The organism is Allobosea sp. R86505 (genome assembly GCF_042466375.1).
Lineage (GTDB): Bacteria > Pseudomonadota > Alphaproteobacteria > Rhizobiales > Beijerinckiaceae > Allobosea.
In genome coordinates this window covers 4828850-4851510 of the sequence record NZ_JAXHPY010000001.1, presented here as the reverse complement: position 1 = coordinate 4851510, position 22661 = coordinate 4828850, and the positions used below count along the sequence as shown (strand labels likewise).

Below are 22661 nucleotides of genomic sequence, written 5' to 3'. Positions count from 1 at the left end.
CCCGCCGCGGGATGCTCGCCGGCTCTGCAGCAGCCGCCGGCGCCTTCAGCTTCGGCTTCGCCATCCCCTTCGGCGGGGCGCAGGCACAGGGCGCCGTGCCCGAGATCAACGCCTGGGTCGTGATCCATCCCGACGACAAGGTGGTGATCCGTATCGCCCGCTCCGAAATGGGGCAGGGCACCCTGACCGGCCTCGCCCAGCTCGTCGCCGAGGAGCTGAACTGCGACTGGTCGAAGGTCACGACCGAATACCCGACGCCGGGCCAGAACGTCGCCCGCAACCGCATCTGGGGCAATTTCTCGACCGGCGGCAGCCGCGGCATCCGCGAAAGCCACGAATATGTCCGCAAGGGCGGCGCCGGCGCCCGCACCATGCTGATCCAGGCGGCGGCCAACGAGTGGTCGGTACCGGCCGGCGAATGCACCGCCGAGAAGAGCGTCATCACGCACAAGGCCTCCGGCCGCTCGCTGCGCTACGGGCAGGTCGCCGCTGCGGCCGCCAAGCTCGAGGCGCCCAAGGACGTCGCGCTGAAGGATCCCAAGGACTGGATCATCGCCGGCAAGCCGCTGGCCCGGCTCGATACGGCCGACAAGACCACCGGCGCCAAGATCTACGGCATGGATTTCAAGCTGCCCGGCATGCTCAACGCCGCGATCAAGGACTGCCCCGTCTTCGGCGGCAAGGTGAAGAGCTTCGACGCCGCCAAGATCAAGGCGATGCCCGGGGTGAGGCATGTGCTTCCCGTCGGCGACAGCGCCGTGACGGTGGTCGCCGACACCTGGTGGCAGGCCAAGACCGCGCTCGACGCGCTGCCGATCGTCTGGGACGAGGGGCCGCACGCCAAGGTCTCCAGCGCGAGCCTGGCCGAGTGGCTGAAGGAGGGGCTCGATGCCCCCGGCGCCGTCGTCGGCAACCAGAACGGCGACGTGAAGGCCGCGATCGCCGGCGCCGCCCGCACCATCGAGGCGGTCTATTCCTACCCGTTCCAGAACCATGCCTGCATGGAGACGATGAACGCGACGGCGCTCTACACGCCCGAGAAATGCGAGGTCTGGACGCCGACGCAGAACGGCGAGGCGGCGCTCGCTGCCACCGCCGAAGCCTCGGGCCTGCCGATCGCCAAATGCGAGGCCTACAAGATCGACCTCGGCGGCGGGTTCGGCCGGCGCGGCGCGGTGCATGACTGGGTCCGCCAGGTCGTCGCCATCGCCAAGCAGATTCCGGGCACGCCGGTGAAGCTGATCTGGTCGCGCGAGGAGGACATGCTGCATGGCCGCTTCCACCCGCTGACCCAGTGCAAGATGGTGGGCGCGCTCGACAAGGACGGCAATCTGACCGGCCTGCACATGCGCATCTCCGGCCAGTCCATCGTCGCCGGCATCTTCCCGCAGAACATCCGGGACGGCCGCGATCCGGTCGTCTTCCAAGGCCTCAACGCCTCCGGCCCCGAGGCCTCGATCGGCTATTCGATCCCCAACCTGCTGATCGATCATGCCATGCGCAATCCGCATGTGCCGCCGGGTTTCTGGCGCGGTGTCAACCTGAACCAGAACGCGATCTATCTCGAATCCTTCATCGACGAACTGGCGAACGCAGCCGGCAAGGACCCGCTCGAGTTCCGCCGCGCCCTGATGAAGAACCATCCCAAGCATCTGGCCGTGCTCAACGCAGCCGCCGAGAAGGCGGGCTGGGGCAAGCCGCTGCCGGCGGGTGTTTTCCGCGGCATCTGCCAGACCATGGGCTTCGGCTCTTATGTCGCGGCGGTCGCCGAGGTGTCGGTCAGCGACGACGGGAAGCTCAAGATCCACCGCATCGTCGCGGCGACCGATCCCGGCCATGTCGTCAATCCGGCGCAGGTCGAGCGCCAGGTCGAAGGCTCTTTCGTCTACGGTCTCTCGGCCGCGCTCTATGGCGAGATCACCATCAAGGATGGTCGTGTCGAGCAGGAGAACTTCGACACCTACGAGGTGATGCGGCTGGAGGCGATGCCGGCGGTCGAGACGGTTCTGGTGCCGTCTGGCGGCTTCTGGGGCGGCGTCGGCGAACCGACGATCGCGGTCGCGGCGCCCGCCGTGCTGAACGCGATCTTCGCCGCCACCGGCAAGCGCATCCGCAACCTGCCGCTCAAGAACGCCGATCTGAAGAAGGCGTGAGAATCGAGCGCGGCTCTTCTCCCTCCCCCCGCTTGCGGTGGGGAGGGCCGGGGTGGGGGGCCGGAAAGCCCGAACTCCATCCTGTTTCGTCTCGCCGAGCGGCACTGCGTCCTACCCCATCCCTCCCCACCGCAGGCGGGGGGAGGGGGGCGGCAGGTGTCGCGATCAGATGGGGCCTGACGATGTTGGCGTTAATCGGCGTTCAAGCGTCTCCAGCCACCGCGCTCGAACCCTACGCGGTCGTCGGCGACGCGATCCCTGGGCCTCTCGGGGGCCTCGCCGGCGATGTCTGGCGGGGCGAGGCTCTCGTGCGGGATCGCGAGCGCGGCAACTGCCTGATCTGCCACCAAGGCGCGGATCCGTCCGAGCCCTTCCAGGGCTCGATCGGGCCGCCGCTCGCCGGCGTCGGAGCGCGGCTCGATGCCGGCCAGATCCGGCTGCGGCTGGTCGATGCCTCGCTTTTGAACGCGCAAACGGTGATGCCGCCCTATTTCAGGACGGAAAACCTGCAGGATGTCGCCCCGGCCTTCCGGGGCAAGCCGGCCCTCTCGGCCCAGGAGATCGAGGATGTCGTCAGCTATCTCGCCACGCTCCGCGCAGACTGAAGCGGGGATCGACCGCCGTAGCCTCATGGCGGGCGCGACGGCTGGCCTGCTGGTCGCGGGCCTTCCGCTCCCGGCTGCCGCCGACACACCCCCCGATCTCGCCCAGCTGGTCGCGCGCGTCACCGAAGGCGCCGTGCCCGAACGTGCCCGCATCAGGCTCGAGATCCCGGCGCTGGCCGAGAACGGCAATTCCGTCGACACGAAGATCCTCGTCGACAGCCCGATGACCGAGGTGGACCATGTCCGCTGGATTCACCTCATCGCCGAGAAGAACCCCTTTCCGGACATGGCGCGCTTCCATCTCGGCCCGCGCGCCGGTCGCGCCGAGGTCGCGACCACGCTGCGGATCGCACAATCGCAGAAGGTCGTGGCGCTGGCATCGCTCAGCGACGGCCGCTTCGTCATGACCGATGCCGACATCGTCGTGACGCTGAGCGCCTGCATCGACGGCGGCTGAGGAGGCATCCGATGAGCTTCAACGCCCGCATCACCCTGCCCGCCCAGGCCAAGGCCGGCGAGATCGTCGAAATCCGTGTTCTCACCCGTCACCCGATGGACCGCGGCGGCCAGTCCGACGGCAAGGGCGGCACCGTGCCGCGCAAGATCCTGAATCGGCTCACCGCGACCTATGCCGGCGAGCCGATCTTCCGCTTCGACATGCACACCGGCGTCTCGGCCAACCCCTTCGTCTCGTTCACGACGCGGGCGGTGGCCACCGGCGACATCGTCTTCGAATGGCGCGAGGACGGCGGCGCGACCTACACCCGCACCGCCCGGCTGACCGTGACGTGAGCTTCGTCGGCTTGCGGTTGTTCTCGGCCCTCATCCTGAGGAGCCGCGCGAGCGGCGTCTCGAAGGATGGTCCGGAGCGCGCTGGAGCATCCTTCGAGACGCAAGCTCCACTTGCTCCTCAGGATGAGGGCTGTGGCTCCAGGAACGTGATCGCGCTCATCGTCGCGCTGGCCGTCGTTGTCCTTCCTGCCGGTTCGGCGCTGGCGGAGATCAAATCCGGCTCCGACTTCCTCTCCCCCGAATTGCGCCGGCAGCAGGCCGATGAGACGCGCAACCCCGGCTTCTTCTGGGTCGAGCAGGGCCGCGAGCTGTTCAGCCGCAGGCCGGCGGGAGAGGGTCAGGCCTGCATCGGCTGCCATGTCGAGCCGCAGCAGAGCCTGCGCGGCGCCGCCACGCGCTATCCGAAGGTCGATGCCGCCACGGGCCGGCTGCTGAATCTCGAAGGCCGCATCGAGCAGTGCCGGGTTGAGCGTCAGGCGCAGCCCGCCTTCGGCTACGAGACGCCGGACCTGCTCTCGCTGACCGCCTATCTCGCCTCGCTCTCGCGCGGCCTGTCGATGCAGGTCCGCACCGACGGGCCGGCGCAGCCCTATTACGAGGCGGGCAAGGCTTTTTTCGAACGCAGGCAGGGTCAGCTCAACCTCTCCTGCCGGCAATGCCATGACGGGCTCGTCGGCCAGAAGCTGCGCGGCGACACGATCAGCCACGGTGCTGGAACGGGATACCCCGCCTACCGGCTGGAATGGAACGAGGTCGGCTCGCTGCACCGGCGCCTGCGCGCCTGCTCGCTGGGCGTGCGCGCGACGCAGTTCGAGGCGGGCGGACCTGAGTATCTCGCACTGGAACTCTATCTCGCCGCCCGCGCCAGGGGACTTCCCGTCGAAACGCCGGCCATGCGCCGCTGAAGGCATGACAGCGGCGCTTCTTCCGGGAAGCGGCGGACGCTACTGCCCGCCGCCGAGGATGAAGTGGCGGCCGTCCTGCTCGACGATCTCGACCGTCTGGCTGAAGGCGCCGGTTCCGGCCGCATGACGCGCGATCCGGGCCTCGCTGCGCGCCGGCAGCGCCAGATTGCGGCCGACCATGGTCGGGGCCGGCGCGACCCCGAGCAGTCCCAGCACCGTCGGGGCGATGTCGATGATGCCGGCCGGTTCCTGCGAGACCGCGCCGGACTCCTCCCCGTCGCCGCGGGCGAGGATCAGCACCGTGTTGAGCTCGTGCGGGTTGATGCCGCCATGCATGCCGCCGCCCAGCGGCACGTCGCCGGGCGTCATCGCGCCCAGGCCCGGCAGGTCATAGGGATCGGCGTCGAGCCCGGATTTCAGGATGAACATCAGCTCCGGCTGGCGCGCATGGCCGGCACCCATCAGTCCGAGCGAGAGCGTGCCATCGACCTGGCCCTCGACGCCGTTGCGGTCTGCCGACAGGACATGGCCGATGGCGGGCTGCTCCATCAGCCAGGCGGCGATGCGGGCGAGCGTTGCGCGATCGGCGGGGTCGCGCAGGCGGATCTCGCCGCTGATGCCGCCGGTCGCGGTGAGGGCGGCCTCACCGATCTCCTTGCTCGCGCTGAGGCTGAAGCCCGCGGCCACGGCCGCATCGAACAGCGGCTCGACCGAGCCCGTCGAGATCTGGCCGTGGTCGGAGGCGGCGATCACCGCGATGCGCTCCGCATCCGGCTGCGCCTCGACCCAGTCCAGGATCGTCCCGAAGGCGCGGTCCGCCTCCTTCAGCCCGGCCTTGGCCTCGGCAGAGCCGAGCCCGCGATAATGGAAGGTCGTGTCGGGCTCGTTGAACCAGATCAGCGCGACATCGGGCGCCAGCACGGGCAGCACATGCTCCGTCATCAGCCGGCCGCCATAGGCGAGTTCGGAAATCCGCGGCGTCTCTCGCGGCGGCAGCGGGCCGAGCAGAGCCAGCGCCTGCTCGACCGCCTCCGGCGTCTGGGTGGCACCCGTGCCATGGACGGAAAACGTCCAGTGTCCGTTGGCGCGGGCGCGGGGGTTGATGAAATGCGCCGAGCCGGGCGAGCCGACATGGACGACCGCGAGCCGCTTGCCGGCCTTGGCCAGCCGGTCTCCCATGGTCTCGACATCGACCAGCCGCCCCTCATGATGAGCCTCGGCGCGGCGCAGCATCGTGGCGTCGCTGGTGTCGAAGATCCGCTCCGGAATCGCCTCGCGGTGATGGAAGGCATTGCCGACGATGCCGTGCACGCCGGGCGGTGCGCCCGTGGCGATCGAGGTCGTGGCGACCCGCGTGACAGAGGGGAAGACGCTGCGCGCCCGGCGGAACCAGGTGCCGCGCGCGGCCAGCCGCATCAGGTTCGGCGTCTGCTCCGGGCTGAGCATATCCGGGCGAAGGCCGTCGAAGACCGCTATGACGACGCGGTCGGCGAGGGGAGTGTCCTGATCGGGCATGGCAGGGTTCCGGAGGCTGGGGGCGATGAAAGCTGGGTCAGGCCGTGTCGGCAATCGCTTTTCAGGTGATGGAATCGCCATGCGACAGAAGCAACTCGCCGTCGTCCCGTGCGGCAGACCGGCTGGCCGATGGCGCGGTCGGCTCGAGCATTGTCGGACGGGTGATCATGGCGCGGGAGATACCGCCGCGTCGATGACCGCCTCGTGACGGCGGCCATCCCGCATTTGCGGCGCGCCGCCGCCTGTGGTTTGCGTGGCGCGAACCCCGCGAGCGGGACCGACGGAGCCATGCCGTGAACAGCCGCCAAATCGAGATCTTCGTCGCCGTGATGAAGGCCGGCACGATCTCGCGCGCGGCCGAACTGCTCGGCGTCACCCAGCCCGGCGTCAGCCGCACCATCGCCGATCTCGAAGCCTCCGTCGGCTTCCTGCTCTTCGAACGGGTGCGAAACCGCATCGTCCCGACGCCGGAAGGCCGCCTGCTCTATGACGAGGTCCAGGCCGCCTTTCGCGGCATGGACAAGATCCGCTCGGCCGCCGCCCGCATCCGCGACCATGGCGCCGGCCAGATCCGGGTCGCCTCGCTCTCGGCGCTGGGCTCCTCGCTGGTGCCGAAGGCCGTCAGGCGCTTCCGCGAACGGCGCCCCGACACCGCGGTGACCCTGATGGTGCTGCCCTCTCGCGACGTCCGCAACGGCGTGGCGGCAGGCGAGTTCGATCTCGGGCTGGCCGCCGACGAGGTCGATGTCAGCGGGCTCGTCCACCAGCCCTTCGTCTCGCCGCGCGCGCTCTGCGCGATTCCGCTCGGCCATCCGCTCGCCGAGCGCAGCCTGGTGACGCCACATGATCTCGCCGGGCTGGACTTCGTCGCCTATGTGCCGGAGGACCGGGCGCGCCAGCGGCTCAACCTGGCCATCGCCGAGTCAGGCGCTGCGCCGCCGCGCATCGTCGTCGAGACGATCTATGCCGCCACCGTCTTCGCGCTGATTTCGGAAGGGGTCGGCGTCGGCCTGGTCAGCCCCTATGCGATCGCGGGCTTCGATCAATCGCGGGTCGTGCTGCGGCCTTTCGAGCCGGCGGTGCACAGCAAGAGCGTGCTGCTGCTGCCCGCCGACCGACCGAAATCGCAGCTGGTGCGCGATTTCATCGACTGCCTGATGGCGGAGCGCTGAGCCGCAGGACGGACCGGTCGCAGTCATAACATCAGGGCATCGTCTTATGCCTTCCACCTGATTGCGGCACTCCGGCGATCGCTTACGCATGGTCCCACGAAGGGATTCCCACAATGCACGATCTGACCCGCTGCGTTCACCACCCGGCCGTCAACGAGGAGGGCTATGCCTCGCTGGCCGTGCCGACGCATCGCGCCTCGACCATCGTCTACAAGGATGCGGCGAGCTTCGCGGCGCGCAAATATCGCGGCTTCGACGGCTACACCTACGGGCTCCACGGCACGCCGACGACCCGCACGCTGGAGGCGCAACTCACCGCGCTGCATGGTGGCGTGCGCACCGTGCTGGTGCCGTCCGGCCAGGCCGCCGTGACCATGGTCATGCTCGCCGTGCTGATGCCGGGCGACAGGGTGCTGATCCCCGACCATGTCTATCCGCCGGTGCGCAGCTTCTGCGAGGACTATCTGAAGCCGCGGGGCATCGATTACGGCGTCTATGATCCGCTGATCGGGGCCGCTATCGCCGATCTGATCGACGCCGCGACGAAACTGGTCTGGGTCGAGTCGCCGGGCTCGGGCACGATGGAGGTGCAGGACGTGCCCGCCATCGTCAGGGCCGCCAAGGCGAAGGGCTGCCTCGTCGGCTGCGACAACACCTGGGCGACGCCGCTCCTCTTCAAGCCGCTCGCCCATGGCGCCGATTTCGCCTGCGAGGCCCTGACCAAATATGTCGGCGGCCATTCCGACCTGCTGCTCGGCTCGATCACCGTCGCCGACATCGGCTTGCGCCAGAAGCTGAAGGAGCTGCTGCGCGGCTACGGCGTCGGCATCTCGCCCGACGAATGCCAGCTCGCCCTGCGCGGCATCGAGACGATGGGGCTGCGCGTCGCTCATATGGGCCGGGTCTCGGAGGATTTCGCCAAGCGCCTGACGCATTCGCCGGGGGTCGAGACGGTGCTGCATCCGGCGCTGCCCTCCTGCCCCGGCCATGAATTCTGGAAGCGGGACATGGGGCGCTCCTCGGGCGTGTTCAGCCTCGTGCTGAAGCCGGTCGCCGACGGCGTGCTGGAGGCCGCGCTGACCGCGCTGAAGATATTCGCCATCGGCGCCTCCTGGGGCGGGACCCGCAGCCTGATCGCGCCGATGGCGGTGAAGGGCGACCGCAGCGTCGTGCCCTGGACGAAGGAGGGCCCTGTGCTGCGCATCAGCATCGGGCTCGAGGACGAGGACGATCTCTGGAGCGACCTCGACGCGCTGCTGCGGATGTCCTCGAACCCGATCTAACCCCTATTGGCCCGGCGGGATCGACGAGTCGCTAGGGGCGTCTGAACAGGCGGCTGCGGACAGGAAGGTGCACTCAAGCTGGGCAAGCCAGCGGGTTAGCGGGAGGGCCCTCATCAACCAGCGAGTGCCGCGCGGCTTTGCGCCGCGCAAGGATCAGGGGGGGACGCTGCCGTCCTCCGCGAAACGCGTGCAATTGCGGCCCGCCGCCTTTGCGGCGTAAAGCGCTTTGTCGGCCCGGCGGGTCCATTCCGGCAGAGCCTCAGGGCTTTGTGGTCTCCACATGGCGACGCCGATGCTGACGGTGACTGCCTGGGCATTCAGCAGAACTGTCCTGGCCGCGGCATGTACGCGCAAGGCAAAGGCTGCGGCCCCATCGCCATCACAATCCACGAGGCAGGCAATGAACTCCTCACCTCCGTAGCGCGCCACCACCTCGTCCTGTCGCATGATGGCGCGCAAGGCCGCGCCAAACTGGCGCAAAGTCTCGTCGCCCGAAGCGTGCCCGAAGCCGTCGTTGATGGATTTGAAATGATCGATGTCGATCATCACGATCGACAGCCCATAACCGCGTCGTTCAGAGGCCTGCAGTTCGCGATTGACCAACCGCTCGAACTCGCGTCGGTTTGGCAGGCCGGTGAGGGCATCCGTGATGGACAGGTCGCGCAACTCTTGAGCCTGAATTTTCAGGTTCTCGCGGGCCTGAGCCAGATCTTGATAGACCGCGTTGCGATTGTCCGCCCGCATGATGCACCAGATGATGCACTGTCCGTCGCCATCAAGGATGCGGAGGCTCACCACTGCGGGAATGCGCTCTCCCGTGGCCGAGATCAGTGTGATATCAACTTCGTTGCACCGTCTCTCATGCAGCAGCATCGGTTGGATGTAGCTGTCATAGAAGATCCGAGAGGCCGGAGTCAGTAAGGTCTCGATTTTGCGTCCGACCAAGGTGCCGGGTGCCACACCCAATTCCTCATGCAGATAGGCATTGGCAAACTGCACCTCACGGTTCAGATCAGTCACGAGGCATCCGCCGGGCAATGCGTCGAAACTTGGGGTCACCCGCTCAAAGACCTGAATGCTGGTCAGAGAAGCCGCGGATGATTTCGGCGATCTCTGCGGCGTGGGTCATGTGCAGGCAATGCCCGCTGGCCCGGACCACCTCCAGCCGACTGCCCGGCATCCTGGCCTGCATATAGCTGCCGACAGACAAGGGGGCGAGACTGTCGGTCTCGCTTTGCAAGATCAGCGTCGGATGCGACGTTTCGGGCAAAAGACTGCGGCAGTCGGCAAAGAAGGTCGCGCGGGCAAAGGTCTTGGCCAACAGCGGGTCAGTCGAACAGAAATTCCCCGAAAGCTCGGCAATCAAGGCCTCGTCATTCCCCGTGCCGATCACGGCCGACGCCAGATAGTGTGCCCACCCGATGTAATTCCTATCCATGAGCGCCAGGAGCTCTTCCAGATCCTCATGCTCGAAGCCGCCCATGTAGTCTGGCGGATCGTTCAGGAACGAAGGGGAGGGGCACACCATGACCAACTGACCAAACAGCGCCGGGGCCCTGATCGCGGCGATCAGCCCGATCATCGCGGAGACCGAATGTCCGATGAAGAGCACATCGCGCAAATCCAGAGCCTCGCAGACCTCGATCACGTCCTGTGCGTAGCCATCCAGATTTGAATAACGTTCAACCTTGAATGAATTGGCGTCAGATCTTCCGCTGCCAACATAGTCAAACAGCACGATACGATAGTCAGATGTAAAAGACGGCGTCAAAAATCGCCACATATTTTGGTCGCAGCCAAAGCCGTGCGCCATCACGATGGTTTTATGGCCTGAGCCGATCACTTTCACATTGTTGCGCGAAGCAATGGTCATGGCTCAACTCCTCGGCGGCATTTCTCAAATGGTCTGCCGCCGGGCAGCCCGAGCGTGGGATCAAGCTGGCGCATCATCTGGTGGCCGCCCTCAGGGCGGAGCTGCGTGCCGCGAACGCCCGCCATACGCGATGGGCGAAATCCCGTCGATCCGCCCGCTGAGAGCCCCCACCCTCTGGATGATTCATGAAGATGCCCTTCGTAGCCATCGACGCGCGATTTGATATCGAGATTTTCAAGAGCATATCAGGGAATTTATAAAATCAAATGGTACGCGGAGGGCGCGATACCTCTATCTGAACAGCCGTTCCGAATATGTTCTCCAAGTGAGGCTGCTTCCATGTGGCCCTTGAACAGTTTCTTCGATAAATTACCTTACGATAGGGTTAAAATAATAGCTTCATTGTGACCGAAGAATTTTCGTTTTTGGCGACCGGGGAGCCGTTAGTGCTGTCTCGGTCGACCTTGCCCGTGCTGAAGTCAAGTCCGGCGGCGACCCATCCAGTGCTCTGCCCAGGCAGAGCACTTCTTACGGCTGGACGCCCTGCCTCAGGGCGGGCATTCCGGTCTTATGCAAGGACGCGCCCCGCATGCGCCCGCTCCGCCGCGAGCGCCCGCAGTGGCGTGACGATCAGGCGCCCCTGCGGATCGGAAGACAGGGTCGCCTCGACGCCGAACACGCTTGCGACCATCGCGGCATCGATCACCGCCTCGGGCTGTCCGCAGCAGACGGCGCGGCCCGAGCGCATTACCAGCACGCGGTCGGCGAAGCGCGCGGCGATGTTGAGATCGTGCAGGATCACCAGCGTGGTCAGGCCGCGCGCGCGGGTCATGCGCAGCACGATCTCCATCACCTCGAGCTGGTGGCGGATGTCGAGCGCGCTGATCGGCTCGTCGAGCAGGAGCAGCGCAGGCTCGGAGGCCAGCGCCTGTGCCAGGAAGACGAGCTGGCGCTGGCCGCCGCTGAGTTCGCCGAGATAGCGCGAGGCGAGCGGCATCAGGTTGAGTTCGCCCAGAACCGCCTCGACGGCGGCGAGATCCTCGGGCCGCACCCGCAGGCCCAGCCGCCCCAGACGCCCGAGCAGCACCGCCTCCAGCACGGTCAGCGCAGCGCGTGCGCCGATGTCCTGCGGCATGTAGCCGATCCGCTCGGGCCGCACGGTTGAGCCGTCGAACCTGACCACACCCTCATGTGCCACCAGCCCGGCGATGGCCTTGACCAGCGAGGATTTGCCCGAGCCGTTGGGGCCGATCACGGCGAGAAACTCGCCGGGATGGGCGGCGGCGTCCACCGCTTTGATCGCCTGCGTCGCACCGTAGCGGACGCTCAATCCATCGACGGTCAGCTTCACCAGAAGGCCCTCCGGTTGCGCAGGATCAGCCAGACGAAGAAGGGCACGCCGATCAGCGAGGTGACGATGCCGATCGGCACGATCGCGCCGGGCAGCACGGTCTTGCTGGCGATCGAGGCCAGCGACAAAAGCAGCGCGCCATAGAGCGCCGAGGCCGGCAGGAAGCTGCGCTGATCCTCGCCGACGAGCATCCGCGCAATATGCGGCGCCACCAGCCCGACAAAGCCGATCGTCCCGACGAAGGCGACTGCGACGCCCGTCAGCGCCGAAATCAGCACGAAGGAGCGCAGCCGCAGGCGCCGGACATCGACGCCCAGGCCGCGAGCCCGCTCGTCGCCGAGCTTGAGCGCGGTCAGCCGCCAGACATCGGCGGTGAGCACGGGAATGCAGGCGGCGAGCACGACGGTAATGATCCAGAGCTTGCTCCAGCTCGCCTTCTGCAGCGAGCCGAACAGCCAGAACACGATCTGCTGCAGCGCCTCGGGCGAGGCGACGAACTGCAGCAGTGCCAGCAGAGCCTGGAACAGGAAGAGCAGCGCGATGCCCGCCAGCACCAGCATCTCGGGCGAGGATTCCCGTGCCTGGCCGATGCCGTAGACCCCCGCGCAGGCGATGCCCGCGAAGAGGAACGCCATCAGCGGAATGCCCCAGGCCTCGGGCACCGGCATGGCGACGCCCAGCACGATGACGAGCGCCGCACCGAAGCCGGCCCCGGCCGAGACGCCGAGCGTGTAGCTCGACGCCAGCGGATTGTTCAGGATCGTCTGCATGATCGCGCCGGACAGACCCAGCGCCGCCCCCACCACGAGCGCCACGAAGGCGATCGGCAGGCGGATCGACCAGACGAGGGCATCGACCGTGTGGTCCTGCGCCAGCCCGAACACCGACTTCGCCACGGCGCCGACCGGCAGGAAGGCCGGCCCCGTCGCGACGTCGAGCACGAGGCTGACGAGGATGGCGACGGAGCCGATGGCGAGCACCGCGACGCGGCGCGCGCCCATCGCGGCATAGGTCGCGGTGAGGGAGATCGCGCTCATGGCTTGAGCGACAGCATCCAGGTGCCGCTGAAGGCGATCGGGAGGAAGGCCTTGTGATAGGCCCGGAAGGATGCGACCGGGTCGACATCCGCGAACTGCTCCGGATAGAGCCGCTTGCCGATGTATTGCATCGCCACGAAGTCGTAGAGCGTGCGGGCGAGGCCGTGCTCGATGGCGTTGATGTCCCCAGTCTTGACCGCGGCGAGCCCGGCCCAGCCGGGGCGCTGCGCATAGGGCATCAGGCTGGCGCGGGTTTCGCTCTCGGGGATGTCGTAGCCGGTACGGACCGCCTTGGGCCGACCCGCCCAGGAGGACGAGGCCATCAGGATCAGGTCCGGATTCTCGGCGATGACCGCTTCCGCATTGAGCGGTCCCCAGGGGCCGGGGATCTTGCCGGTGGCAATGTTCTGCGCCCCCAGCGTGGTGATGATCTTGCCCCACATCGTATTGTTGTAGGTGTTGCCGATCGTCTCCGCCCCGGCCTGGCCGAGCTCGACATAGACCTTTTTGGTGGGGGCGCCCGCCGCCTTTGCCTTCGCGACGCGGGCGAGCACGCCGTTGTATTCGCGCTCATAGAGGTTCGCGAGACCTTCGGCCCGGGCTTCCGCCCCCATCACCTTGCCGAGCGCGCGTGTCGAGGCGAGATGGCGCTCGAGCAACTGGGCGTTGTAGTCGATGATGACGACGGGGATGCCGGCGCCCTCGATCTGCTGCATCTGGGTGGCCAGGGCCTTGTAGCCCCATTCCGACATCAGCAGCACGTCGGGCTTCAGCCCGATGACCTTCTCGGCGCTGAAGCTGTTGTCGTCGCTGTGGCCGATATCGGGCATTGCGGCGAGGTTGGGGATCACCGCCTTGTAGCGGTTGAAGATCACCGGCCGCCAGCCTTCCCAGGGCGCGCGCGAGATGCCGACGACCTTCTGCCAGCCTTCGACGCCGGCGACCGCGGTGAACTCCTCGAAATTGAAGTTCACCGCGACACGCTTCACCGGCAGATCGACCGTGACCTTGCGGCCGAGCGCGTCGGTAATCTCGGTGGGGGCGGCGAGCGCCGACAGCGATGAGGCCAGCAGCGCCGCGCCGGCCATGAGCGATTTGAGCGAGAAACGCATGGGGTTCGCCTCTCTCGCGTCAGTGCTTGTGGCCGGTGTCGCGGGCGCCGACGCCCTGGACGGCGAATTCGACCGCGACCGTGCCGGCCTTCTCGAACTGCAGCGTGCCCTTGACGCGCTCGCCCTCCTTCAGGGGGCGCTTCAGCTCCATGAACATGATGTGGTAGCCGCCGGGCTTCAGCTCGGCCTTGTCGCCCGGCTTGACCTCGAGGCCCTCGGGCAGCGGCCGCATCGTCATGATGCCGTCCTTCACCGCCATCTGGTGGATTTCGACGCGGCCGGCGATCTCGGACGAGCCGCCGAGCAGCCGGTCGGGCGCGCTGCCGCTGTTCTGGATCGTCAGATAGCCGCCGGCGACCTTGGCGCCGCCCGGCGTGGCGCGCGTCCAGGGATGATCGATCTTGAGCGAGCCGAGCGAGTAGTCATGCGCCAGCGCCACGACGCTGGTCAGGGTCAGCATCGCGGCGGCGAGATAGTGGACGGGCTTGTTCATGGCAGGTTCCTCGAGAGGTTGATGACTTTGGGTGGAAGCTTGTGTCGGGCCGCAGCCGGGGCGGGTTGCGCGCGACTGCGGAGATCGCCGGCTCAAGAAGCGCGGCAGAGGGACCGCGAGGCGGTCAGGGACGGGTGGGCAGACGGAGGGGTTGGGTCAGCGCGGCCGTTGGCGAGATTGCCGGGGTGGCGGGGCGCGAAACCCGTCGCGGCCGTGACGGCCGGCGTTCGCGAAGCGCGCGCTGCGCCGGCTCGGCCCGGGTCTGGATTAGACGAGAGCGGGGGGCGCGCGCGGATTGGCCGGCGAGTGGCCGGCGACATAGCCCTGCGGCGCGTCGAGATGGCGCGCGAAGGCGACGAGATCGACCGGGCGGTGAACGACCGGCAGGAAGCTCGTGGCGGGTGCGGGCAGGCCGCCGCCCGACAGGGCGCAGCCGATCACGCAGCAGCTCGTCCGGTCATGCTGGGCTGCGCCCTGGTCGGAGGCCGAGGGCGCCGGCATCTCGCCCGGCGCGCAGAGCGCCAGCGCCAGCGACCGATCGAGGCTCATGCTCGCGGCATGGGCCCCCGAGGCCAGCCCCGTGAAGACCGCCTGCAGCACGAGCAGATAGGCCGCGATGATCGCGACCCAACGGCGAGATGCTGCGTTTTGGCGGAATGCGGACAAGGACGGGTCTCCCGGCTCGCTTCCTAGCACCGGGACGAGGCCTGTCAAAGGGGGGACGCTGCGGCGGCTTGTCCGCCGGGGCCGTTGACAACTGCGTAATGTTATACTGTAACAAACGCGACTCTCTCCTGGGACTGCCCGCCATGACCGACGCCCTCTTCATCGACCGCCGCCTGCCCGTGACCGTGCTGTCCGGCTTTCTCGGCGCCGGCAAGACGACGCTGCTGAACCACATCCTCAACAACCGCGAGGGCAAGCGCGTCGCGGTGATCGTCAACGACATGAGCGAGGTCAACATCGACGCCGACCTCGTGCGCGAGGGTGGGGCGGGCCTGTCGCAGACGCAGGAGAAGCTGGTCGAGATGACCAATGGCTGCATCTGCTGCACGCTGCGCGACGATCTCCTGAGTGAGGTGCGCCGGCTCGCCGCGGAGAAGCGCTTCGACTACCTCCTGATCGAGGGCACCGGCATCGCCGAGCCGCTTCCGATCGCCGCGACCTTCTCCTTTCGCGACGAGAACGACCAGTCGCTCGACGATGTCGCGCGGCTCGACACGATGGTCACGGTGGTCGACGCGCTCAACCTGCTCGCCGATTACGACAGCCGCGACTTCCTGGCCGATCGCGGCGAGACGGCCGGCGAGGGCGATGGCCGCACGCTGGTCGATCTCCTGGTCGAGCAGATCGAATTCGCCGACGTCGTCGTGATCAACAAGATCGGCGAGGCGACGCCGCAGCAGCGCGAGCAGGTCCGCCAGGTCGTGCGCGGATTGAATGGCGACGCCCGGATCGTCGAGGCCGATTTCGGCCGCGTGCCGCTGGCCGCCGTGCTCGACACCAAGCTCTACAGCGAGGAGCGCTCGCAGGAGCACCCGCTCTGGCACAAGGAGCTCTTCGGCTTCAAGGACCACGTCCCGGAGACCGAGGAATACGGTATCCGCTCCTTCGTCTACCGGGCGCGGCGGCCCTTCCACCCGCGCAAGCTCTACGATCTCCTGGAGCAGCGCCTGCCCGGCGTGATCCGCGCCAAGGGCCATTTCTGGCTGGCGACCCGGCCGCGCTGGGTCGGCGAATACTCGCTCGCCGGCCGCATCACCCGCACCGAGGGCATGGGCAGTTGGTGGGCCGCGGTGCCCAAGGAGCGCTGGCCGCGCTCGGAGGAATTCGCCTCGCTGATGCGCAAACACTGGTCGCAGACCTGGGGCGACCGCCGCCAGGAACTGGTCTTCATCGGCACGCAGGAGATGGACGAGGCGGCCATTCGCGCCAGGCTCGATTCCTGCCTGACCGGCAGCCCGGCGACCGGTATGACGCAGGGCCTGCTCGCGCTCGAGGATCCCTTCCCCGCCTGGGACCGGCAGGCGGCCTGAGCCATATGCGCGATCTCGGAAAGGCCGGGCGCCGCGCCACGCCCGCGATGGCCTGCGACATTCTGTCTTGCGGCGCAGCGGCCGGCATGCTCTTTTCGCCGCGTCGGTTCCCGAGAGGGATCAAAAGGGAATCCGGTGAGCGCCTGCGAGGGCGCAAATCCGGAGCTGCCCCCGCAACTGTCAGCGGCGAGCGACGTTCGATCATGCCACTGGGTTCGCCCGGGAAGGCCGAACGGAGCATCGACCCGCGAGCCAGGAGACCTGCCGACGTCGTGAAGCCAATCGACCGGGCGGGGTGCCCCGGAAGGAGCTCTGATGACGGTCGCTCTCCCGCGCGGGTTTTTCGCGCGTCCGGAACGCAACGGCGCCACAGCACCGACCGCTCCCCGCTCGCGGGAGCCCGGTGACGGATGCTGCAGGAACCAACCCTAGACGCCGCGCAAGCGGGTTCGAATTTCGGCCTGAAGGACGAGATTCGAACCTATTGGGGCAAGCGCGCCGAGACCTTCGATCTCTCTTATGGCCACAAGATCAGGTCGCGCGGCGAGTTCGACGCCTGGTCGAGACTGATCGCGCACCATGCCCCGATCGGCCCCGGCGACCGTGTGCTCGAGCTCGCCTCCGGCACGGGCGAGGTCACGCGGGTGCTGCTCGGTTTCGGCTGCAGCGTCGATGCTCTCGATCTCTGCGAGGCGATGATCGAGCGCTCGAAGCGCAAGCACCGTGGCTCCGCCGTGCGGTTTCATCTCGGCGATGCCGAGAACACGATGATGCCCGACGCCCGCTACGACCTGGTGATCTGCCGGAATCTCGTCTGGACGCTGGTCGATCCGCAGGCCGCCCTTGCGGACTGGCTGCGCGTGCTGAAGCCCGGCGGGGCGCTGGTCGTGATCGATGGCGACTGGGTCAACCGCTCGCGGAGGGCGAGGCTGCTGCAGCGCCTGTCGGGCAGGGTCGACCGGCTGACGGCCGCGCCACGTCTCTGGGACGAGGCGGCGCATCGGCGGATCATGCGCGGCGTCTTCTTCCGCGACGGGCTGAAGGCGCCCGCCCTCGTCGCCCTGGCGTCGGCCGCCGGCTTCGTCGCCATCCGCATCGGACCTTTGACCGGAGTCAGGCGCTGCCAGTTCGCCTCCGCCTCCTGGAGCGAGCGGCTGCGGCTGCTCGCGACCTATGACGACACCTTCATCCTCTCGGCCCGCAAGCCGACGCTCGCCGCCAATACCCCCGGAGCCTCCCGATGATGTCCACGCCCCTCGACCGTCGCGCCCTCCTGTCAGGGGCGCTCGCCGGCGCGGCCGCGCTCGCCGCGCGCCCGAACCTCGCCCAGGCTGCGGGACCGGCCGAACTGCGCGTCGCCCAGCCCTGGGAATTCAAGACGCTGGAACTCGGAGAAGCCGGCTTCACCTACTCGCGCGCCGGCATCACGGAGACGCTCGTCGCCTCGCTGCCGGACGGGCGCATCGCGCCGGGCCTGGCCCAGTCATGGAGCGTCAGCGACGACGGGCTGCAATGGCGCTTCCGGCTGCGCGACGCCGTGTTCCATGACGGCACGCGGCTCGATGCCGCCGCCGCCAAGGCGTCCTTCGACCGGCTGCTGCCGCAGTCGCTCTATCTGAAGCGTGCCGGCATCGCCGCCGTCCATGCAGATGGGCAGGACCTCGTGCTGAAGCTCGACAAACCGTTCGGCCCGCTTCTGTCCTATCTGGTCGACAACTCGGCGGCGCTGCTGGCGCCCGGCGCCTTCGACGGCGAAGGTCGCGTGCGGGCCGTCATCGGCACGGGCCCTTTCAAGATCGGCGCGGCCGAGCTGCCCCGCAGCCTGGCGCTGCTCCGGCACGAAGCCTATTGGGGAGATAAGCCGCACGTCGCGGCCGCTCGCTATGACGCGGTCCCCAACGGCGACACCCGCACCAACATCGCCATCGCCAAGGATGCCGACATCGTCTTCAACCTGGCGGCGCAGGGCGTTAGCCGCGCGGTGTCGGCCGGCATGACGATCGAGCGGGTGATCATTCCGCGCACCAACATCCTGATGCTGAACTGCGCCAAGCCGCAATTCGCCGAAGCCACAGTGCGCCGTGCGCTCAGCATGGCGCTGGATCGCGAGGGCATCGCGGCGGGCATCATGCGCAACAAGGCGCTGGCGGCGACCCAGTACCTGCCGCGGACGCTCGCCGAATGGCACTTCGCCGATCTGGCCCCGCTCCGGCAGGATGTCACGGCCGCCAATGCCCTGCTCGACGCCGCCGGCTGGCCGCGCGGCGCCGACGGCATCCGCGCCAAGGGCGGCGTGCGCTTCGCCGGCACTGTCCGCACCTTCCCCAACCGGCCGGAACTGCCGGTGATCGCCACCGCGATGCAGGCGCAGCTGCGCGCGATCGGCTTCGATCTCGCCATCAGCGTCGGCGAGGCGCAGGCGATCTTCGAGGCGCAGAAGGACGGTTCGCTCGAACTGGGCCTCAGCTCGCGCAATCTCGTCATCGTACCGGACCCGATCGGTACCATCGCGCTGGACTATGCCGCCGACAGCATCGCGCCGGGCTCGACGGGCACCACGAACTGGCGCCATGATGGGTTGAGGCAGGAGGTCGCGCGCTATCTCGCCGAGGCCGACGACAGACGCCGCGCCACGGCAAGGCGCGCCATCGCCGGCATCATCCATGAGGAGCTGCCGATCATCCCCGTGACCTGGTACGACCAGATCGTCGCCGTCCACCCACGGGTCTCCGGCTTCGTCACGGACCCGCTCGAGCAGCGCTACTTCCTCGACAAGGTCACGATCGCGTCGTGAGTGCATCCCGGTCTTCGTTCTGGCCCGGCGGTGCGGCGGGCATCGTGCTGCACATCGTCGCCTCGCGGCTGGTGCAGGCGGTACTCACGGCGCTCGTCCTCGCCAGCCTCTGCTTCGCCTTCGTCCAGGCGCTGCCGGGGGATGCGGCCCTGCGCATCGCCGCCGCCCGCAGCGGCGACGACCGCGTCACGGCGGAGTCTGTCGCGCGAGTGCGCGAGCAGGAGGGCTTGGATCGGCCGCTCCTGGCGCAATATGTGAGCTGGATCGGCCGCCTGGCGCAGGGCGATCTCGGCCATTCGCTGGTGTCGCGCCAGCCGGTCTGGCGGGAGCTCGCCGAGCATGGCCGCTTCACGCTCGGGCTCGGCGCGCTCGGCTGGCTGCTTTCCTACGCCATCGCGCTGCCGCTCGGCATCGCCTGCGGCTTCCGGCCGGGCGGCTGGCTCGACCGGGGCACCAATGCGCTGGCGGTGGCGCTCGCCTCGATGCCGAGCTTCCTCGTCGGCATCGGTCTGATCTCGCTCTTCGCGCTCACCCTGCGCTGGCTGCCGCCGGCGGGGTTCCGCACCGGCGCGCATATGGTGCTGCCGGCGCTGACGCTGGCGCTGGGGCTGGCCGCCTTCTCGGTGCGGATCATCCGCAATGCGGTGGTCGAGGTCCGCGGCGCCTTCTACATGACGTTTGCGCGCATCCGCGGCCGCAGCGCCGGCTCCGCCTTCCTGCATCATGGCGTGCGCAACGCGGCGATTCCCGTGGCGACCTTCGCCGCCCTGCAATTCGCCTATGTCGTCGACGGCTTCGTCGTGGTCGAGACGCTGTTCAACTATCCCGGCCTCGGCGACCTGCTCGTCAAGTCGCTGCTGGCGCGCGACGTGCCGATGATCATGGGCGCGGGCATGGTCGTCGGCTTGATGTATGCGGCGGTCAATCTCCTCGCCGATCTCACCTGCATCGGGCTCGATCCGCGCCGTCTTGCGGGGCGTGGCGCATGACGCTCGCTTTGTCGCCTCCGCGTGCCGGCATCCGCCGTCCGCTCGGCGCCCCGCTGCTGCTGCTCGGCGGGCTCGCGGCGCTGGTGGTGATCGGCCCGCTCGTCATCCCGCATGACCCGGCCGTGCAGGACCTCGTCCGCACGCTGGAGGGACCGAGCGCGCAGCACTGGTTCGGCACCGACCATCTCGGCCGCGACATCGCCGCCCGCCTCTTCCATGGCGGCCTGCGCTCGCTCGGCATCGCCGTCGCCTGCGTCGGCTTCGCCACCGGGGTTGGCGTCGCGCTCGGGCTCGTGGCGGCCTATGCCGGCCGCGTCGCCGACATCGCGATCATGCGCCTCGCCGACCTGATGCTCGCCTTCCCCGGCATCCTGCTGGCGCTGCTGATCTCCGGCTTCCTCGGCGGCGGCGTCCTGCCCATGCTGATCGGCATCAAGCTCGCACTCTGGCCGCAATTCGCGCGCATGGCCCGCGCCATCGCCATCGGCGAGCTGGCGCAGCCCCATGTCGAGGCGGCGCGTCTCGCCGGCTTCCCCGCGCTGACCATCCTGCGCCGCCATGTCCTGCCGCCGGTGCTCCGCCAGACGGTGACGCTGGCGACGCTGGGGCTCGGCGCCGCGATCATGTCGATCTCCTCGCTCGGCTTCCTCGGGCTGGGCCTGCAGCCGCCGACGCCCGAATGGGGCGCGATGATCAGCGAACTCCTGCCCTATCTGGCGGAGGCGCCGGTGCAGATGGCGGCGCCCTGCCTGGCGATCTTCCTCGCCGTGCTCGGGGCGACGCTGCTCGGCCAGGCTCTCGCCGAGCCGCCCACCATGCCGGAGGAGATGTGATGACCGCGCCCGCACTGGCCCTTTCGGGACTGACGATCCGGGACCGGAGCGGCACCGCTCTGGTCTGCGATGTCGACCTGACGCTCGAGGCCGGCTCCGTGCTGCTCCTGATCGGCGAGACCGGCAGCGGCAAGAGCCTGATCGCCCAGGCTGTGATGGGCCTCCTGCCGGCCGGTTTCTCCGCCAGCGGCAGCATCGCCATCAACGGGCATGCACCGGTCGAGGCCAGCCAGGCCGGGCTGCTGCGGCTGCTCTGGTCGCGCGAGACGCTGCTGTTGCCGCAGGAGCCGCGCGCCGCGCTCGACCCGACGATGCGGATTGCGCCGCAGCTCTGGGATGCCGGGGCGCGCGACGGCACGGCGCGGCACGGCGAGGCCGGTCACGGGCTGACGACGCAGGAGGCGCTGGCCGCGGTCGATCTGCCACCGCGCGTCTCGCGCGCCTTTCCGGCCGAACTCTCCGGCGGCATGGCCCAGCGTGTCCTCGTCGCCTCCGCGCTGGTCGGCCGCGCGCCGCTGGTCGTCGCCGATGAGCCGACCAAGGGGCTCGATGCCGCGCGCGTCGCCCAGTCCGCCTCGCTGCTCGCCTCGCTCGGCGGCGCCGGACGCGCGCTGCTCGTGATCACGCATGATGTGGCGTTGGCGCGCGCTCTCGGCGGACAACTGGCGGTGCTCCGCGATGGGCGCATCGTCGAGCAGGGCCCGGCGGACACCGTCTTCGCGGCCCCGGACCATCCCTATACGCGCGCCTGGCTCGCCGCCGACCCCTCGACCTGGCGTCCCTGCCTGCGCTGCTGCGACCTTGAGGCGCCGGTCCTCTCCGCGCATGGGCTGTCCTTCGGCTTCAGCCGCGCGGAGCCGCTGTTTTCCGGTGTCGACGTCCATATCCCGCCGGGCGGGATCCTCGGGCTCACCGGGCGCAGCGGCTGCGGCAAGACTACGCTCGGCAACATCCTGCTCGGCCTGCAGCCGCCGTTGGCCGGAGCCGTGAACTGGCAGGGCGTCGATCCCTATCGCGATCGCAGTGGCGCGCGCCGCCTGCGCCAGCGCTACCAGAAGCTTCACCAGGATCCAGCCAGCGTCTTCCTGCCGGGACGCAGCTTCGCGCGCCAGTTCGCCGATCTCGCCGAGGTCGTGCCGGATCCGGCACTCGACGACGCGCTGCCGCCGTTGCTGGAGCGGCTGAGGCTGGATCGCAAGCTGCTCGGGCGGCGCCCCGGCGAGGTCTCGGGCGGAGAGGCGCAGCGCCTGGCGCTGGCGCGCATCCTGCTGCTGAAGCCGGCGCTGATCGTCGCCGACGAGCCGACCTCGCGCCTCGACCCGCTGGTCCAGCGCGAAGCCATCGCGCTGCTGGCGGAGATCGTCGCCAGCGAGAGCCTCGGCCTCGTCCTCATCAGCCATGACCGGGCGCTGCTGGCGGCGACCGCCGACGAGGTGCTCGAAATCGGCGCGGGCGAGGGGACGACGACCCTGCCGGGCTTCGCCCGGGGCCTTCAGGGCGCCTGATCGTAGCCGAGATAGGCGCCGAGCTTCATCATCGCCGTGTAGATCTGGCGGCCCGTCGCATCGTCCATGATCAGCGGTCGGCCATCGACGACGAGATAGATCAGGTTCTCGTCCTGCCAGTCGCTCGAGCGGCCGAACTCGATCTCCAGCGGCGCGCTGCGGTCGGTCTGGTCGATGACGACGCCATCGTAATAGGGGGTGCTCGACAAGGAC

22 protein-coding genes and 1 riboswitch are annotated in these 22661 nt (G+C 68.5%); of the genes, 13 read left to right on the top strand and 9 right to left on the bottom strand.

Annotation, left to right across the window (positions count from 1 at the left end; all coding sequences use genetic code 11):
* Positions 1-11 precede the first annotated feature (11 nt).
* The 5 genes from SJY11_RS23420 to soxA all read left to right on the top strand — a co-directional run bounded on the left by SJY11_RS23420 (position 12) and on the right by soxA (position 4455).
* Positions 12-2153, top strand: coding sequence for a xanthine dehydrogenase family protein molybdopterin-binding subunit (locus tag SJY11_RS23420; protein ID WP_376989407.1), 2142 nt, complete (start codon positions 12-14; stop codon positions 2151-2153).
* A 182-nt stretch (positions 2154-2335) separates the two neighbouring features.
* Entirely contained in the window at positions 2336-2758 is a 423-nt protein-coding gene (gene soxX, locus SJY11_RS23415) for a sulfur oxidation c-type cytochrome SoxX (protein WP_376989114.1), read from the top strand.
* Positions 2721-3215, top strand: a complete 495-nt coding sequence (locus SJY11_RS23410) for a thiosulfate oxidation carrier protein SoxY (protein WP_376989113.1) — start codon at positions 2721-2723, stop codon at positions 3213-3215. Before soxX ends, SJY11_RS23410 begins: the two co-directional genes overlap by 38 nt.
* An 11-nt stretch (positions 3216-3226) precedes the next feature.
* The gene (gene soxZ, locus SJY11_RS23405) at positions 3227-3550 is read left to right on the top strand and encodes a thiosulfate oxidation carrier complex protein SoxZ (RefSeq protein WP_376989112.1); all 324 of its coding nucleotides are present in this window, start codon (positions 3227-3229) and stop codon (positions 3548-3550) included.
* Between the two features lie 146 nt (positions 3551-3696).
* A complete protein-coding gene (soxA, locus tag SJY11_RS23400; protein WP_376989111.1) occupies positions 3697-4455 on the top strand; it encodes a sulfur oxidation c-type cytochrome SoxA in 759 nt (252 codons plus the stop codon).
* A gap of 39 nt (positions 4456-4494) precedes the next feature.
* On the opposite strand, the gene SJY11_RS23395 is transcribed toward soxA, so the two are convergent.
* A complete protein-coding gene (locus tag SJY11_RS23395) occupies positions 4495-5970 on the bottom strand; it encodes an alkaline phosphatase family protein (protein WP_376989110.1) in 1476 nt (491 codons plus the stop codon).
* A 293-nt stretch (positions 5971-6263) separates the two neighbouring features.
* Between SJY11_RS23395 and SJY11_RS23390 the strand changes: the two genes are divergently transcribed.
* Both SJY11_RS23390 and metC read left to right on the top strand, forming a co-directional pair.
* Positions 6264-7142: a LysR substrate-binding domain-containing protein gene (locus SJY11_RS23390; RefSeq protein WP_376989109.1), complete on the top strand. Its 879-nt coding sequence runs from the start codon at positions 6264-6266 to the stop codon at positions 7140-7142.
* 113 nt (positions 7143-7255) lie between these two features.
* Positions 7256-8425: a cystathionine beta-lyase gene (gene metC / locus SJY11_RS23385; protein ID WP_376989108.1), complete on the top strand. Its 1170-nt coding sequence runs from the start codon at positions 7256-7258 to the stop codon at positions 8423-8425.
* 153 nt (positions 8426-8578) lie between these two features.
* Here the strand turns inward: metC and SJY11_RS23380 are convergent, their stop codons facing one another.
* The 7 genes from SJY11_RS23380 to SJY11_RS23350 form a co-directional block, all read right to left on the bottom strand.
* Positions 8579-9484, bottom strand: a complete 906-nt coding sequence (locus SJY11_RS23380) for a sensor domain-containing diguanylate cyclase (protein WP_376989107.1) — start codon at positions 9482-9484, stop codon at positions 8579-8581.
* A gap of 4 nt (positions 9485-9488) precedes the next feature.
* On the bottom strand, positions 9489-10298 hold the full coding sequence (locus SJY11_RS23375; RefSeq protein WP_376989106.1) for an alpha/beta fold hydrolase: 810 nt from the start codon (positions 10296-10298) through the stop codon (positions 9489-9491).
* Positions 10299-10866: 568 nt separating this feature from the next.
* Positions 10867-11649: an ABC transporter ATP-binding protein gene (locus tag SJY11_RS23370; RefSeq protein ID WP_376989105.1), complete on the bottom strand. Its 783-nt coding sequence runs from the start codon at positions 11647-11649 to the stop codon at positions 10867-10869.
* A complete protein-coding gene (locus SJY11_RS23365) occupies positions 11646-12686 on the bottom strand; it encodes a FecCD family ABC transporter permease (RefSeq protein ID WP_376989103.1) in 1041 nt (346 codons plus the stop codon). The genes SJY11_RS23370 and SJY11_RS23365 overlap by 4 nt, the downstream gene beginning before the upstream one ends.
* A complete protein-coding gene (locus tag SJY11_RS23360; RefSeq protein WP_376989102.1) occupies positions 12683-13798 on the bottom strand; it encodes an ABC transporter substrate-binding protein in 1116 nt (371 codons plus the stop codon). Before SJY11_RS23360 ends, SJY11_RS23365 begins: the two co-directional genes overlap by 4 nt.
* Positions 13799-13817: 19 nt before the next feature.
* Positions 13818-14291: a copper chaperone PCu(A)C gene (locus SJY11_RS23355; protein WP_376989101.1), complete on the bottom strand. Its 474-nt coding sequence runs from the start codon at positions 14289-14291 to the stop codon at positions 13818-13820.
* Between the two features lie 267 nt (positions 14292-14558).
* The gene (locus SJY11_RS23350) at positions 14559-14957 is read right to left on the bottom strand and encodes a hypothetical protein (RefSeq protein WP_376989100.1); all 399 of its coding nucleotides are present in this window, start codon (positions 14955-14957) and stop codon (positions 14559-14561) included.
* A gap of 143 nt (positions 14958-15100) precedes the next feature.
* Between SJY11_RS23350 and SJY11_RS23345 the strand changes: the two genes are divergently transcribed.
* From SJY11_RS23345 to SJY11_RS23320, 6 genes are all read left to right on the top strand, one after another.
* Positions 15101-16327, top strand: a complete 1227-nt coding sequence (locus SJY11_RS23345) for a GTP-binding protein (RefSeq protein ID WP_376989099.1) — start codon at positions 15101-15103, stop codon at positions 16325-16327.
* A gap of 87 nt (positions 16328-16414) precedes the next feature.
* A riboswitch (cobalamin riboswitch) is annotated at positions 16415-16610 on the top strand.
* Positions 16611-16737: 127 nt separating this feature from the next.
* Positions 16738-17571: a class I SAM-dependent methyltransferase gene (locus SJY11_RS23340; protein WP_376989098.1), complete on the top strand. Its 834-nt coding sequence runs from the start codon at positions 16738-16740 to the stop codon at positions 17569-17571.
* On the top strand, positions 17568-19121 hold the full coding sequence (locus SJY11_RS23335; protein WP_376989097.1) for an ABC transporter substrate-binding protein: 1554 nt from the start codon (positions 17568-17570) through the stop codon (positions 19119-19121). Before SJY11_RS23340 ends, SJY11_RS23335 begins: the two co-directional genes overlap by 4 nt.
* Positions 19118-20110, top strand: coding sequence for an ABC transporter permease (locus SJY11_RS23330; RefSeq protein WP_376989096.1), 993 nt, complete (start codon positions 19118-19120; stop codon positions 20108-20110). The genes SJY11_RS23335 and SJY11_RS23330 overlap by 4 nt, the downstream gene beginning before the upstream one ends.
* Positions 20107-20943 carry an ABC transporter permease gene (locus SJY11_RS23325; protein WP_376989095.1) on the top strand — a complete coding sequence of 279 codons (837 nt, stop codon included), beginning with the start codon at positions 20107-20109 and terminating at the stop codon, positions 20941-20943. Before SJY11_RS23330 ends, SJY11_RS23325 begins: the two co-directional genes overlap by 4 nt.
* Positions 20943-22448: an ABC transporter ATP-binding protein gene (locus SJY11_RS23320; RefSeq protein ID WP_376989094.1), complete on the top strand. Its 1506-nt coding sequence runs from the start codon at positions 20943-20945 to the stop codon at positions 22446-22448. The genes SJY11_RS23325 and SJY11_RS23320 overlap by 1 nt, the downstream gene beginning before the upstream one ends.
* Here the strand turns inward: SJY11_RS23320 and SJY11_RS23315 are convergent.
* On the bottom strand, positions 22436-22657 hold the full coding sequence (locus tag SJY11_RS23315; RefSeq protein WP_069053748.1) for a hypothetical protein: 222 nt from the start codon (positions 22655-22657) through the stop codon (positions 22436-22438). The genes SJY11_RS23320 and SJY11_RS23315 overlap by 13 nt on opposite strands.
* Positions 22658-22661 lie beyond the last annotated feature (4 nt).